The organism is Sphingomonas sp., assembly GCF_048595155.1.
GTDB lineage: Bacteria > Pseudomonadota > Alphaproteobacteria > Sphingomonadales > Sphingomonadaceae > Sphingomonas_I.
Genome location: NZ_JBMDXN010000030.1, coordinates 37,011 through 50,155 on the forward strand (window position 1 = coordinate 37,011; position 13,145 = coordinate 50,155).

Here is a 13,145-nt window from a genome sequence, read left to right on the forward strand (position 1 = left end):
TCTGATGCTGGCGGCGGTCAAGTGCGGCGAAGTGGCCGCGGTCGTAACATCTCTGGAGATGCGCGCGCCGCCGCGGCCCCGCCCCCTGCCGGCCTCCCCCTTGCGTCTCGTGCGGTGGCACGCGCCAAGCGCGGACGCCTATCGCACCTTGTTCCGGCGAGTCGGCGCGCCGTGGCTGTGGTTTTCGCGCCTGTTGCTCTCGGATGACGCGCTGCTGGCGATCATCCGCCATCCCGCGGTCGAGGTGAGCGCGGTCGTGGATCGCGCCGGTATCGAGATCGGCCTGCTGGAACTGGACTTCAGGGTCGCCGATAGCTGCGAGATTAGCTTTTTCGGGCTTGTGCCGGAACTGGCGGGCAAGGGACATGGCCGGTGGCTGATGGCGCAGACGCTGGCCATCGGATGGAGCCATCCGATCAGCCGGATGTGGGTCCATACGTGCACGTTGGACCATCCGTCGGCGCTAGGCTTCTATCAGGCGCAGGGCTTTCACCCCTTCGCGCGCGCGATCGAGACCTTTGCCGATCCGCGATTGCTGGACATCCTACCGCGCGACGTGGCGCCTCACATTCCTTTGATCGATCCGTCCAGCTGACGGTAGATGCCGGCAGCGAGCAGGCTGAGCCCAACGCCGACGAGGCAGCCGACGGCGCGCCCCAGGACAGCGTTCAGGGCCGTCGCTACGTCCGGCGCGCCGGTCATCTGGCCCAGGCCGGCGAAGGCCGCCCCCAGCACGCCCAGGATCGCGGCCGTCACGACGAGCACGCCGATCAGATAGACGGCCACCGCCCCGACCAGCGGCCAGAAGGTCCGGCCAGTCATCGCCCAACTCGTACGCAGCGCGCCGACCGGCCCGACCGGGCGGCTGATGATGGTGGCGGTCAACAGCAACAGGCGGATACCGATGAGGAGCGCGAAGCCGAGCGCCATGCCGCCGACGAGCGCACCTATCCCAGGAGAGAGAAGCTGGGCGACGCCGGTGATGACACTCAGGACGATCATCAACAGGATCGCGCCGAGCAAAACGAGCAGCTGCGCGCCGATCAGCGTAGGAAGCCGCCGGAAGGCGAGCAGAAGCGCTTCCCGCACGCTGATGCCAGGCACCAGCGCCAAAGCGGTGATGGCGAGCCCGCCGACATTGCTGAGCGTGAAGAGCAACAGCATGATCGGCAGCAGCCAGCTCATCAGCTGGGCCATCGGTGCCGGATTCTGTGGCTGCAGCGCCGCTTTCATCACCGCATCCATCCACTGGGGAGCGAGCAGGTCCAGCACCAGCGGCGGAAAAGCCATGAACATGAAGGCCACCGGCAGGATCAGTCGCCATTCGCGCGCAACGACGCCTTGCGTCCAGCGGTAGGCCTGTTCGATCGAAAGCGGCTTCACCCATCAGTCTCCTGTTCGCGGCGGCTTATCGTCGGGCGCCACGCCAAAGGCAATCGAGCGCGCGCTTGCACCTGCACCGCAGTGGCGCCACATGGATCCACCGATGACCCTGGAAGACGATACGATCGAGTGGCGGATATCGCCCGGCCTCACCGACTATGCCGAAGCCCTGGCCGAGATGGAGGCGCGCGCCGCCGCGATCCGCGCGGGAACCGCGCCCGAACTGATCTGGCTGCTGGAACATCCGCCGCTGATCACGCGCGGCACCAGCGCAGCCAACGAGGAGCTGCTGGAGCCTGGTCGCTTTCCGGTACATGATGCCGGGCGGGGCGGCCGCTTCACCTATCACGGGCCCGGGCAGCGCGTCGGCTATGTGCTGATCGATCTGGACGCGCGCGGGCGTGACGTACGCCGTTACGTGGCTAGCCTGGAAGCCTGGCTGATCGGTGCGCTCGGGCGGCTGGACGTCCCCGCACGGGCGATACCGGGCCGGATCGGCATCTGGGTCGACGATCCGGATGGGCGCGAGGCAAAGATCGGCGCGATCGGCGTGCGGGTAAAAAGGTGGGTCACGTTCCATGGCTTTTCGTTGAACGTCGATCCCGATCTGACGCATTTCGACGCAATCGTTCCATGCGGAATCGCTGAATTCCCCGTCACCAGCCTTGCCGCATTGCAGCGGAATTGCGGCGAAGCGGCCCTAGATGCGGCGTTGCGCACAGGATTACCCGAATTTCTTCAGATGCTTGTGCCCTGCCGCATTCGGCCTTGAGGCATCGTCACATTGTGGTAAGGTCGCCCTTGATTTGGGTAATGGTCAACAAAACCCAGTCCAAATCGAATTTCTAGGGAGTCTGACATGCGAGACATCATCAAGAAGACCACTGCTGTTGCAATGGTCGCGGCGGCTGCATTGGCCCTTTCGGCCTGCAAGAACGAGACCACCAACACGACGGAAAACGTGTCGATGACCGACATGAACGCCGAAGGTAGCATGAACGACATGGCTGCAACCGACATGAACAGCGGCATGACCGCTGACATGAACAGCGGCGCGATGGCCGACAACAGCATGATGGGCGACAACACTTCCAACATGGAGTGATCGTCTAGCGCTGCTAGCGAAGAGGGCCGCCCGCTGGGGCGGCCCTTTTTTTATGCGCTCGGCCTGTCAGTTGGAGGCCATCTGCACCGGCTTGCCATTGAGGCCGGCCAGGATTTTCGCATCATAGCCGTAGGGGTCCCCATAGGTCACGATGCCCCCCGCCTCGTCAGCATCGGCGGTGAAATAGACGATATAGACGGGCCATGTCTGCGGCAGGCGCAGGGTAGCGGTGCGGGAACGGGCCAAAGCCTCGTCCAGCGAGCCATCGTCGCCACCATTGCTCATGAGCTCCGCCGCCAGCCGATCAATGTCCTTTACCCGTACGCACCCGTGCGACAAGGCACGTTCGCTCCGCGCGAAAGCCGATTTGGTGTTCGTGTCGTGGAGGTAGATCGCCTGATCGTTGTCGAGGTTGAACTTGATCTTGCCCAAAGCATTGCGCGGCCCGGGCGGCTGGATCACCGAATAGCCGCCGCCGGCGTTGGCTTTGAAGATATAGCCACCACGACCGGGACGCAGCCTGGACGTCTTCACGATGCTGCGCGGCACGTACCAGGACGGATTGACGACGAGAGAGCCGGTTGGGCTGACCATCTGCGGGGTGGGCGTACTGCGCGCGCCGACCACGACGTCGTAAGAGGATAGCTGGACCCCGTCCTGCACGACCTTGAGCTGGTAGCTCGGCACGTTGACGTAGAGATAGTTGGTGGCGATCGAGCGCGGCATCCAGCGCCACCGCTCCATATTGACCCGCAACCGATCCCGATCTGCGCCAGAGGCGTCGGCCAGCGCCGCCTTCAGCGCTTGATAGCGTTCGTCGGACGGGAGGAGCGCGGTAAAGAATTCGTCCACCTTGCCCGCCGCAACCGCCGCCTCCAGGCGCGCCGGCAGCTGCGCTTCCTCGTCGGCCGATCGATTGATCATCCATTGCATGTTGCCGCGATCGGTCACGCGGCCGAAATAATAATCATGCGCCAAGGCGAGAGCGGATCGGGTCGCGAGCGTATCAAGCGCCGCGCCCTGCCCGTCGACAGCGATCTGGCGCAGTTCGGCGACGCTATAATCAGCGGGGTTCAATCCTTCCGCACGCGCACCGTCAATCGCCTGGATCAACTGCCCCACGGCGGCTTTCGACCAATGTCCTGAGGCATCCGGCGCGGTCGCCGTCGCCGGCTCGGGCTCGGCGGCGATGCCCGGCGCTGCCGCCGTCAGCGGGACGATCAGGGCTGTCGCGCTCGCCAGCGCGATCCAGCCGGGAACCAGATATGGACGGTGCGAATTCCTCCGCATTGAACACTCCCTGTTTACAGAAGCCTCAACGCGCAATTAGATCCGCCGATCCCTCCATTTTGGATTGTCAAGAACAAAAATGAAGAAGCCGGCTGCGTTCCCACAGCCGGCCTCGATTTTAGCAGCGTTCGCCGCGTGCTACTGCTTAGAGCGACGACTCAAGCCATCCCTTGAGCTGGCTCTTGGGCGCAGCTCCGACCTTGGTGGCCGCAGGGGTGCCGCCCTTGAACAGGATCATCGTGGGGATACCGCGAACGCCGTAGCGGCCCGGAGCATCGGGGTTTTCGTCAATATTGAGCTTCACGATGCTGACCTTATCACCCAGCTCGTCCGACAATTCTTCCAGCGCCGGACCGATCTGACGGCACGGCCCGCACCATTCCGCCCAGAAGTCGACCAGCACCGGGCCATCCGCCTTCAGCACGTCATTTTCCCAGGACGTATCGGTGATCTTCTTCGTCGCCATGGCGCAATCTCCATCAATTCGTTGGTGCAGGATGTAGGCAGGCGCACCGCTTCCCTCAACCATCGGGACTAAGCAATTGCTCGGTACCGGCATAGCCCGGCTTGTGGCTCGCCAGGAGAGCGGGCGGCAACGCGATCAGTTTGGGGCCGGACGTGTAGAGCAAGGCCGCCCTGATCGGCCGATCGGGGAAGATGGTGGCGAGCGCGGCGGCATAAGCGGCCATCTGGCGCACATGCTGGTGCGGAAGAACCGTCGCGTCGCGCGGTACCTGCCGTCCCGTTTTGAAATCGACCAGCAGGATCTGATCGGGCGCCACCAGCAGGCGATCGACCGTACCCGCGACAACAAGGCCGTCGGCCAACACCGCTGCGATCGGCGCCTCGGCCAAGGCGTCGGGGGCGAAGAGCGGCGCATAAGCGGGATCTGCAATGATCGTGCAGACAGACGCAACCAACGCCTGACGTGCCGCGGGATCGGCCATGTCGGCCGCATGCATGAGCCAGCGCTCGCCTGCCGCGGCGCGATCGGCAGCAGCTATGGCGGGCAGCCGTTCGAACAGCGCGTGCAGCAGGCGCCCGCGCGTCGCCGCCTCGATCAACGCCGCCCCCGCGGGGGGCTCGGCCAGACGGTCCTCGCCCAGAGAAGAGGGCGCGAGCGGACGTGGCGGCCGACTTTCCTGCGGTGCCGGCCGGGTGAGCCAATCGGGCAGTGGCGGATCGGCCTTGCTGCGCCGCGCGACGCTGGAGGTTGCCCGCCCCGGATCGCCGCCTGCATAGCGGCGTACCGCGCCCCAGCGCGCGTCGCTTTCCTCCACCGCGCCAAGTGCGGTGAGCGCGCGCTCCAGCTCCGCATACCAGCTTTCGGCGGGCGCCTGCCCCCGCGCGCGCGGGCCGAGCGCGCCGCCGATCACCAGTTGCTCCTCCGCACGGGTGACGGCGACATAGAGAAGCCGCCAATGCTCCTCGCGCTCACGCCGCTCGGTTTCGGCCAGGGTCTGTGCCAGCGAACCGGCCAGTTCCGCCTTGCGCGGCCGGAAGACGGGTAGCCGATCCTCCCCTTCCGCGAGCGACCAATGGATCGTGCCGGCGCGCGACGCGTCAGGATCGCCGGCGGCGTCGGCCAGGATGACCAGCGGCGCCTGCAGCCCTTTGGCGCCATGCACGGTCATCACCCGAACCGCGTCGAGTGGCGCGGACGGATCGCGCGTGACCTCCACCTCGTCCCGGTCGAACCAATCGAGGAAGCGCTGCAGGGTGGGCGTGGCCTCGCTCTCGAACAGGAGTGCTGCGTTGAGCAATTCCTCGATCGGATCGCGCGCCTCCTGGCCAAGCCGCCGCATCAGCTTGCGCCGCCCGTCCAGCAGGCCCGACAGGATATTTTCCAGGAACTGATAGGGCGTGGTAAGATCGGCACGCGCGAGCAGATGGCGCAAGCCCGGCGCGGCCGGATGATCGGCAAGCGCGCTCCACAGGCTGCCGCTCCGACGGAAGGCGATCGCATATAAATCTTCCTGCGTGAGACCGAAGAGCGGCGACACCAGCAGATTGGCGAGGTTGAGATCGTCCTCCGGCTGAAGGACGAAACGGATCGCCGCCATCAGATCGCGCACCGCCAGCGGTGCATTGAGACGGAGGCGATCGACCCCCGCGACCGGCACCCCTTCGGCATGAAGCCGCGCGACGATCAGCGAGGCTAGGTCGCCGCGCTTGCGGACGAGGATCAGCACGTCCTCCGGGCGCAGAACACGCCCGCGGCCCGCCAGCCACAAGGGCTGGTCCAGCCATGCACGCACCTGCGCGGCAAGCCGGGTCGCGAAATCGCGCGCGGCATCGTCAATCCAGCCCTCCTCCCCCTCGTCCTCGACCGGCGCGCCAGCGGCAAGCGATACCGGCTTCCACAAGGTGACCGTGCCGGGCAGGTCGGCACGCGCGCTGCGATGCGGCTCGGCCTTGTCGAGGAGGCCCAGCCGCTCGGTGCCGAGCTGCTCGACCAGCTGGTCGACCACGGCGAGGATGGGTGGCGTCGACCGGAAGGAGCGATCAAGCGACAGAAGCTCGAGTTCCCGTCGCCCTTCCTCGGCCGCGCGCGCGAAATGCCGGCGCGCGGCGGCGAAGGCCATCGGATCGGTGCCCTGGAACCCGAAGATGGCTTGCTTGAAATCGCCGACGGAGAAGATTGTACGCACCTGCCGCGGATCCGGCTCTTCGGCGAAAAACTCCTCGGACAGGGCGCGCACGATGCGCCATTGCGCGACATTGGTGTCCTGACCTTCATCGACGAGGATGTGATCAGTGCCCCGATCCAGCTTGTAGCGGATCCACGGGCCGATACCGGGCTCCTCCAGCAGATGCGTGGCCAAGCGGATGAGATCATCGAAATCGACCGCGCCCCGCGCCCGCTTGGCGGCGGCATAAGCGCGCGCATAGGCCTGCCCGGCGCGCAGGCCCGCCGCGAGCAGCGCCGCCAGCTCCGCCCGCGCGCGCAACCCCACCAATTGTGCGACCGCGTCGGCAAGCTGCGCGCAATTGCCGTCATGCGCGGGATCGCATCCGAGGAGCTTGGCGGTAAAGGCGCGCGGCTCGCCTGACTTCGTGCGGGCGATGCCGATCAGGCTTTCCAGCATCCCTGTCCGCGCCTGCGCATCGGCGGCGAGAAACGCAGCGCCGAGATTGGCATGATCCAGACCGGTCTTCGTGCCCCAATTGCGATTCGCAGCTACGATACGCTGCAGCGTCGCGCAATCGAACCGGTCGTCGGCGCACGCCTGAGCGATTGCGCTTTCGACGTCGCCCAGCGGCACGTTCAACGCCGAGCGGACGCGTGCTTCGATACCCTGGCGTGGTCCAAGCCCGTCCAACGCGTCCGGCGCGCGGGCGCAGAGTGCCAGATACCGTTCGGTCTTGTCTTCGCCCAGGCGCCGGCTCAACTTCTGGATATCGTCGATCAGGCCGAGATCCCCGCCGCGTTCGGCGGTGACGACCAGATCGCCCAGGGTCGCTCGCGCCAACGCTGCTTCGGCACGCCCTTCGAGCGGACGAAAGCCCGGAGTCAGACCGGCTTCGGTTGGAAAGCCGGCGAGCAAGGTCTGGCAGAAAGCATGGATCGTCTGGATGCGCAGGCCCCCGCCGGGTGCATCGAGAACACGCGCGAACAGCCGGCGCGCGGTGCGGACCGCGCTATCGTCATTGGCCTCGGACAGCGCATGCAGCTCGCGCCGGAGATCCTGGTCCGACAGACGCACCCAGGCGGCGAGCCTGCCCTGGATGCGCTCCGCCATCTCGGCGGCGCCCGCCTTGGTGAAGGTGAGGCACAGGATCGTCTCCGGCAGAGCGCCCTTGAGCAGCAACCGCAACACACGCGCGGTGAGGACGTGGGTCTTGCCCGTGCCGGCGGAGGCCGAGAGCCAAACCTGGCTGCCAGGATGCGACGCCGCCTTCTGCGCGCCTTCCAGCGGCTTCAACGGCGCGAGCCGATGGCTCATCGCCCCTCCTCCCCCGCCGCGCGGCCATACCATTCGTCGAGCCGCATCAGCTGGTCGTAATCGCCATAAGGGGCATATTCGGGATGGAGCTTGGCCACGAACGGCGCATCGCCCTTGAGATATTCGTCGACCGCACCGGCCAGAACGCGGGCTGCCAAGGTGGTGAAGTCGGCGGGGTCGATCCCCTCGCCCTTGCTGTTCAACCCGACGGGGCTGGTGCGATAACCGAGCTTGCCGTCCTTGGATGCGAGCGACCAATATTCGAACAGCGACGGTTTGCCCGAGAGATGTTCGAACCCGCCCCGCTCGGCGATGAGGCCGAGCAAGCCAAGCTGCATCGAATAGCCTTCCGCCACGGCGCGCTTCGAGGGCGGCTTGCCGGTCTTCCAGTCGACCACCGCGAGGGTGCCGTCGGACAGGCGATCGATCCGGTCGACCGTGCCTTCCAGCCGGATGCCGGCTGCCTCAATCACGCCTTTGCGCTCGGCGAGGATCGGGCGGCGACCGGCGGTGAGGCCGTCGTCGACTTCCTGCGCTACCCAGTCGACCGCTTCCAGCAGGCGTGGCGTCCACAGGGCGCGCAGGACGGGGTGGGTCGCGGTTTCCGCCAGGAGCCGCTCAGCGCGCGCGCGCAAGCGTGCTGGATCGCAATCATCGTCCCTGATCCAGGCTTCGAAAATGGCGTGAACCGCACTGCCCCGCCATGCGGCGCTGGGATCGGCATCCACACCGTCCCAGGCGCGCAGGCGCAGCATGGCATCGGCATAGAAAGCGAATGGATCGGCCTTCAACCGATCGAGCTTGGTCACCGCCAGCCGCGTCGGCCGATCCGCGACGGGCGGGCGCGGGGCCGGCCTGCCGGCCGGCAGAAAGTCGCCGGGTCGATCCAGTTGGGAGGCCCATCGTTCCAGCATACGGTGCGGCGCGATCCCCCCGGTCATGGCGACCAACCGCAGCCAGAAGCGCGAGGCGACCGCAGGTGCCCGCGCATCGCGCCGCGCGCGGGTCAGCAGCACCTCTGGTCCGCCCAAGCCAGCTGCGAATTGCTGGGCTTCAAGGCCGATGCGCCGCTCCAGACCCGGCAGGCCCAGTGCGGCGCGGATGGCGGGCGCCAGCCACGGATCAGGCGCCGGCAAGGAAGGCCAGACGCCCTCGTTCAAGCCGCCCAGGATGACGAGGTCGGTCTGCTGAAGCCGCGCCTCGATCAGGCCCCAGATGAAGATACGCGGGTGGCCGCCCTGAGGGGGGCGGACCGCCACCGCATCGGCCAGCACCTGAAAGAAGGCGGGAAAGGCGCCCGGATCGATCCGGCGCGGACCTTCGTCGGCGCTTGCCTGCAAGCGCGAAACGAGGTCCGACGCAGCACGTCCCGCCGGCCGGCTCCACGCCGCATCGCCGGCGAACGCGTCCGCGGCGGCGGCAACGGCGCCGACAAGATCGGCCAGCCGCGCAGAGGTGGCAGCAAAGGCCTGCTCAAGCGGCTCGAGCAGCGGCAGGATCGTCCGCCACCAGATAAGTGCCGCATCCCGGTCTCGTGCCGTTCGCGCTTCGCCCTGGAGAAGAAATTGCGTGATCGCCGACAAGCCCGGTGCGGGGCGAGGCCCCCGCAGAGCGCGGTCCAATAACCGGACGCCGTCCAGCCATGCCAGCCGGTCACGCTCCGCCTGCACCAGGGGATGTTTGAGCAATGCCAGCAGTGCCACAGGGGCGAACCCCTCGACCGCCGCGTCAGCGATGGCGGCAAGCAAGGTCCCTGGCGGGGTGCGCGAAAGGGAGCGTCCGGCCGAATCGTCCGCCTCTATGCCCCACCGCTGCAGATGCGCCGCCACCCGTCCCGCCAAGGCACGATCGGGTGTTACCAGCGCAGCGGTTCGCCCCGGCTGCTCCACGCTTTCCCTGAGCGCGATGGCGATCGCCTGCGCCTCTGCCGCCGGGTTGGGCAGCTCGATCGCGCGCACACCCGAAAGCCGGCGCGCGCGCGCAGGGAGCGCCTGCCACTTATCGGTGAAGGCGGCTGGCGCCATCGCGTTGGAGATGGCGCGCGCCCGATCCGGCGATGCGCCGTCGCGCCCGGCACGCCATAGCCGCACCTCCGGGCGCGCGACGCCGATCCGATCGAGCAACTGCTTCAGGACATATTGCGGGTGCGTCTCCAGCGGCCGCGGCCCCTCGCCGCCGCCGAGCGCGTCCCACTCCGGATCGGGCATCATCCGGTCGAGGCCCGCGAGAACCACATGTCCCTGCGGCAGGCGGGCGATCCGTCGAAGGAGGTTAGCGACCGCAGGGGCGGCAACGGTGATCCCAGCGGCCACGATCAAGCCCTGGGGCGGTTGATCGCGCCAGCGCTGCTCGGTCTGCCGTAACAGGCGGTTGCGCCGATCGGCGAGGTCGATGCGATTGCGGTTCGCCAGTTCTTCCGGCCACCGTCGCAGGACGGTATGGAGCAACTCCAGCGACGCCTGCCAATGTCCGGACAACTCGGCGGGCACGGCGTCGGCGAGCCGCTCGGGCGCGATATCCTCGACGATCATCTGATCGATCGTACGGGCGAGATCGGCGGCAAGGCGGACCGCCTCGACCGGCTCGACGGGATCGATCGCGCGCGCCTCGGCGATCAGCCGCGTCAGGATCAGCTGACGCGCAAGCGGATCGATCGCCGCCGGAATGGCGTCGCCATCCGCCGGATCGAACAAGGGGCCGATGCGATCGTCGAGATCGGGGTCACCTATCGAAACCAAGCGGGGCAGCAGCAGGCCGCCGTCGGCGCGACGGACGAACGCGTCCGTGATCGCGCGCTGGGCACGATTATTGGGGAGAAGGACGACGGCGCGGGCAAGCGCCAACCGATCCCCTCGCGCGCGTGCCAACAGCCCGGCGGCCAGCGCGTCGGCAAAGCCGCGATTGATCGGGATGCTGTAGACGGCGGGATGCGGCGCGGAAGGCACGGGCGCGGATGTAGCAGAAGTAGCGATCAGGTCAGCCCCAGGATCGCCTCGGTTTTGGCGATCGCAGGCGGCGTGCCGACATCGAACCACAAACCTTCGTGAACGAGGCCGTAGACGCGCTGCTCCGCGATGGCGCGGTTCCACAACACGTTCAGCGAGAAAGACCCATCGGGCGCATCCCGGAACAGGCGGCGCGAGACGATCTGCACGCCGGTGTAAACGAACGGCGCCGGCTTACCGGGCGCGCGCCGGGTGAGCCGGCCCATGGGATCCATGCGGAAGTCGCCCGTGCCGCCGTGGCAATGGGCCTGGGCCAGTGGCACGACCAGCAGCAACGCGTCCATCCGCTCTTCATCCCAGCGATGGGCCAACAGGCGGATGGCATCGATCGGCCCGTCCACCCAAAGATTGTCGCTGTTGACGATCAGGAAGGTCTCATCTTCGATCAGCGGCAGGGCGCGCGTGACGCCCCCGCCCGTTTCGAGCAGCAGATCGCGTTCGTCGGAGATGAGGATCTCCATACCGGTCGACTGCGCGCTGAGGTGCGCTTCGACCGAGTCCGGCAGATAATGGACATTGACTACGACACGCTGGATTCCTGCCGCGCGCAGTCGATCCAGCACATGATCGAGCAAGGGCTTGCCCGCCACCTCCACTAGCGGCTTGGGCCGGGTCGCGGTGAGCGGGCGCATGCGCTTGCCCAAGCCGGCCGCCAGCACCATGGCGGTGCGGATCGGTGCTGCGGGCCCCGCCCCCGGCCGAAGCGGGCGATAGGTCATGCCCGCGGTTCGGACCAGAAAGCAGCGCGCGCATGATCCGGCACGTGCGCGTCGAACCAGGCCTTCACCGGCGCGAGCGCGGGATGCTGCAAGTCGCGTTCCAGATAGCGCCACATGCGCGGCTGGAAGTTCAGATAGCGGGGCTTGCCGTCGCGCTTCCACAGCCGGGTGAAGATGCCGAGGATCTTGGTATTCCGCTGCGCGCCGAGCAGGGCATAAGCCGCGTCATCGACCTTGCCGTAGCGAGCGAGCATCGCGGCTTCGAGCTCCGGCGAGACATCGCGCCGTGCGTCTTGCAGCAGCGAGACGAGATCATAGGCCGGGTGGCCAGCGAGCGCATCCTGGAAGTCGAGCAGGCCGAGGCTGCCGTCCGGCAAGAGCATGATGTTTTCGGCATGATAGTCGCGCAAAACGGTGGTCGACTGATCCTGCGCGATCGGCGCCAGCGCCTCGCGCCACGCCGCTTCATAGCCGTCCGGAACCGGCAGACCGACCGCCGGCATATACCATTCGGTGAAGAGGCCGGATTCGCGCTGATAGACCGCCATGTCATAGGGCGGCAGCGATTGACCGACGGGATGGCGATGCAGATCGCGCAACAGGTCGATCGCGCGGGCATAGACATCCCGTTCCTGGGCAGGATCGGCATCCAGCATCTCGCGCATGCGGGCATCGCCGAAATCCTCGAGCAGGATCAGCCCCTGATCGACGTCGCGCGCCAGCACCTTGGGCGCGGTGAAGCCGAGACGTTGCAGGTGATCCGCCACCGTCAGGAACGGGCGGACATCTTCGTCGGGTGGTGGCGCATCCATCAGCACGGCGGTGCCACCATTGCGTAGGACACGGAAATAGCGGCGGAAAGACGCGTCGCCGGCCAGTGGCACGATTTCGGCGCCGGGCCAACCGGCCTGGTTGAGAAAGGCCGGAGCAGTTGCCGGCGGGGTCATGAGAGGAGCTGCTGCCATCGCGCTTCCCATGCCGCCGGGGCCGCCCAAGTCAAGCGGCGCCCGCCATTCGGGTCCGGTTCCAGGGTCAGTCGCAACGCATCCGCCCACAGCCCCGCCCCCATTCGTTCGGGCCATTCGATCAACAAGGCGGTGTCGCTGCGGGCATCGTCGAGACCGAGTTCGGCGATCTCGTCCGCATCCTCGATCCGATAGAGATCGACGTGCCAGAGCGGCAGGCGCACCTCCGGCGGATCATAAGCGATGACGAGACTGAAGCTGGGGCTCGGCGCCTCTTCCCGGAGCCCGAGCGTGGCGAGCACACCGCGTGCAAGGCTGGTCTTCCCCGCGCCCAGGGGACCGGACAAAGCGACGACGTCGCCCGCACACAGGACGGCGGCGAGCGCCGCGCCCAGCCGATCGGTCGCGGCGGCATCCGCCAAGGACATGCTACCCGTGTGCATCGATCGACGTGCGTCTGCCTCCCCCCAAACGACAACGGGGGCGATGCTAGGCATCACCCCCGAAAATCCCAAGCGCTTATTCAGCGCAAGGCCGCCCGATCAGTAGCGGTAATGATCCGGCTTGAACGGGCCCTGCTGCGAGACCCCGATGTAGGACGCCTGCTTCTCGGTCAACGTGGTCAGCTTCACGCCGAGCTTGTCGAGGTGAAGGCGCGCGACCTTCTCGTCGAGATGCTTCGGCAGAACATAGACCTGGTTCTGATACTGATCGGCCTTCGTGTAGAGCTC

Annotated in this window: 12 protein-coding genes; 3 read left to right on the forward strand and 9 right to left on the reverse strand. The window is 67.0% G+C overall.

Going from position 1 to position 13,145, the window contains the following annotated elements:
* Nucleotides 1-4 precede the first annotated feature (4 nt).
* Nucleotides 5-595, forward strand: coding sequence for a GNAT family N-acetyltransferase (locus ACOJSI_RS05120; protein ID WP_420137180.1), 591 nt, complete (start codon nt 5-7; stop codon nt 593-595).
* On the opposite strand, the gene ACOJSI_RS05125 is transcribed toward ACOJSI_RS05120, so the two are convergent.
* Nucleotides 565-1,383, reverse strand: a complete 819-nt coding sequence (locus tag ACOJSI_RS05125) for a hypothetical protein (RefSeq protein ID WP_420137181.1) — start codon at nt 1,381-1,383, stop codon at nt 565-567. The genes ACOJSI_RS05120 and ACOJSI_RS05125 overlap by 31 nt on opposite strands.
* A 103-nt stretch (nt 1,384-1,486) precedes the next feature.
* Between ACOJSI_RS05125 and lipB the strand changes: the two genes are divergently transcribed.
* Both lipB and ACOJSI_RS05135 read left to right on the forward strand, forming a co-directional pair.
* Nucleotides 1,487-2,155 (forward strand): lipoyl(octanoyl) transferase LipB, encoded by a 669-nt coding sequence (lipB, locus tag ACOJSI_RS05130; protein ID WP_420137182.1) that lies wholly within the window; start codon nt 1,487-1,489, stop codon nt 2,153-2,155.
* An 87-nt stretch (nt 2,156-2,242) separates the two neighbouring features.
* Nucleotides 2,243-2,488, forward strand: a complete 246-nt coding sequence (locus ACOJSI_RS05135; RefSeq protein ID WP_420137183.1) for a hypothetical protein — start codon at nt 2,243-2,245, stop codon at nt 2,486-2,488.
* Between the two features lie 66 nt (nt 2,489-2,554).
* Here ACOJSI_RS05135 and ACOJSI_RS05140 read toward each other — a convergent pair whose 3' ends face one another.
* From ACOJSI_RS05140 to ACOJSI_RS05175, 8 genes are all read right to left on the reverse strand, one after another.
* A complete protein-coding gene (locus tag ACOJSI_RS05140; RefSeq protein WP_420137184.1) occupies nt 2,555-3,778 on the reverse strand; it encodes a L,D-transpeptidase family protein in 1,224 nt (407 codons plus the stop codon).
* Nucleotides 3,779-3,923: 145 nt separating this feature from the next.
* On the reverse strand, nt 3,924-4,244 hold the full coding sequence (gene trxA / locus ACOJSI_RS05145) for a thioredoxin (RefSeq protein ID WP_420137185.1): 321 nt from the start codon (nt 4,242-4,244) through the stop codon (nt 3,924-3,926).
* A 55-nt stretch (nt 4,245-4,299) separates the two neighbouring features.
* Nucleotides 4,300-7,725, reverse strand: coding sequence for a double-strand break repair helicase AddA (gene addA, locus ACOJSI_RS05150; RefSeq protein ID WP_420137186.1), 3,426 nt, complete (start codon nt 7,723-7,725; stop codon nt 4,300-4,302).
* Entirely contained in the window at nt 7,722-10,670 is a 2,949-nt protein-coding gene (addB, locus tag ACOJSI_RS05155) for a double-strand break repair protein AddB (protein ID WP_420137187.1), read from the reverse strand. The genes addA and addB overlap by 4 nt, the downstream gene beginning before the upstream one ends.
* A gap of 26 nt (nt 10,671-10,696) precedes the next feature.
* Entirely contained in the window at nt 10,697-11,449 is a 753-nt protein-coding gene (locus tag ACOJSI_RS05160) for a nucleotidyltransferase family protein (protein ID WP_420137188.1), read from the reverse strand.
* Nucleotides 11,446-12,396 (reverse strand): aminoglycoside phosphotransferase family protein, encoded by a 951-nt coding sequence (locus tag ACOJSI_RS05165; protein WP_420137192.1) that lies wholly within the window; start codon nt 12,394-12,396, stop codon nt 11,446-11,448. Before ACOJSI_RS05165 ends, ACOJSI_RS05160 begins: the two co-directional genes overlap by 4 nt.
* The gene (gene tsaE / locus ACOJSI_RS05170) at nt 12,393-12,842 is read right to left on the reverse strand and encodes a tRNA (adenosine(37)-N6)-threonylcarbamoyltransferase complex ATPase subunit type 1 TsaE (RefSeq protein ID WP_420137193.1); all 450 of its coding nucleotides are present in this window, start codon (nt 12,840-12,842) and stop codon (nt 12,393-12,395) included. The genes ACOJSI_RS05165 and tsaE overlap by 4 nt, the downstream gene beginning before the upstream one ends.
* 114 nt (nt 12,843-12,956) lie before the next feature.
* The coding region (locus ACOJSI_RS05175; protein WP_420137189.1) for an adenosylhomocysteinase at nt 12,957-13,145 on the reverse strand (189 nt) is incomplete at its 5' end.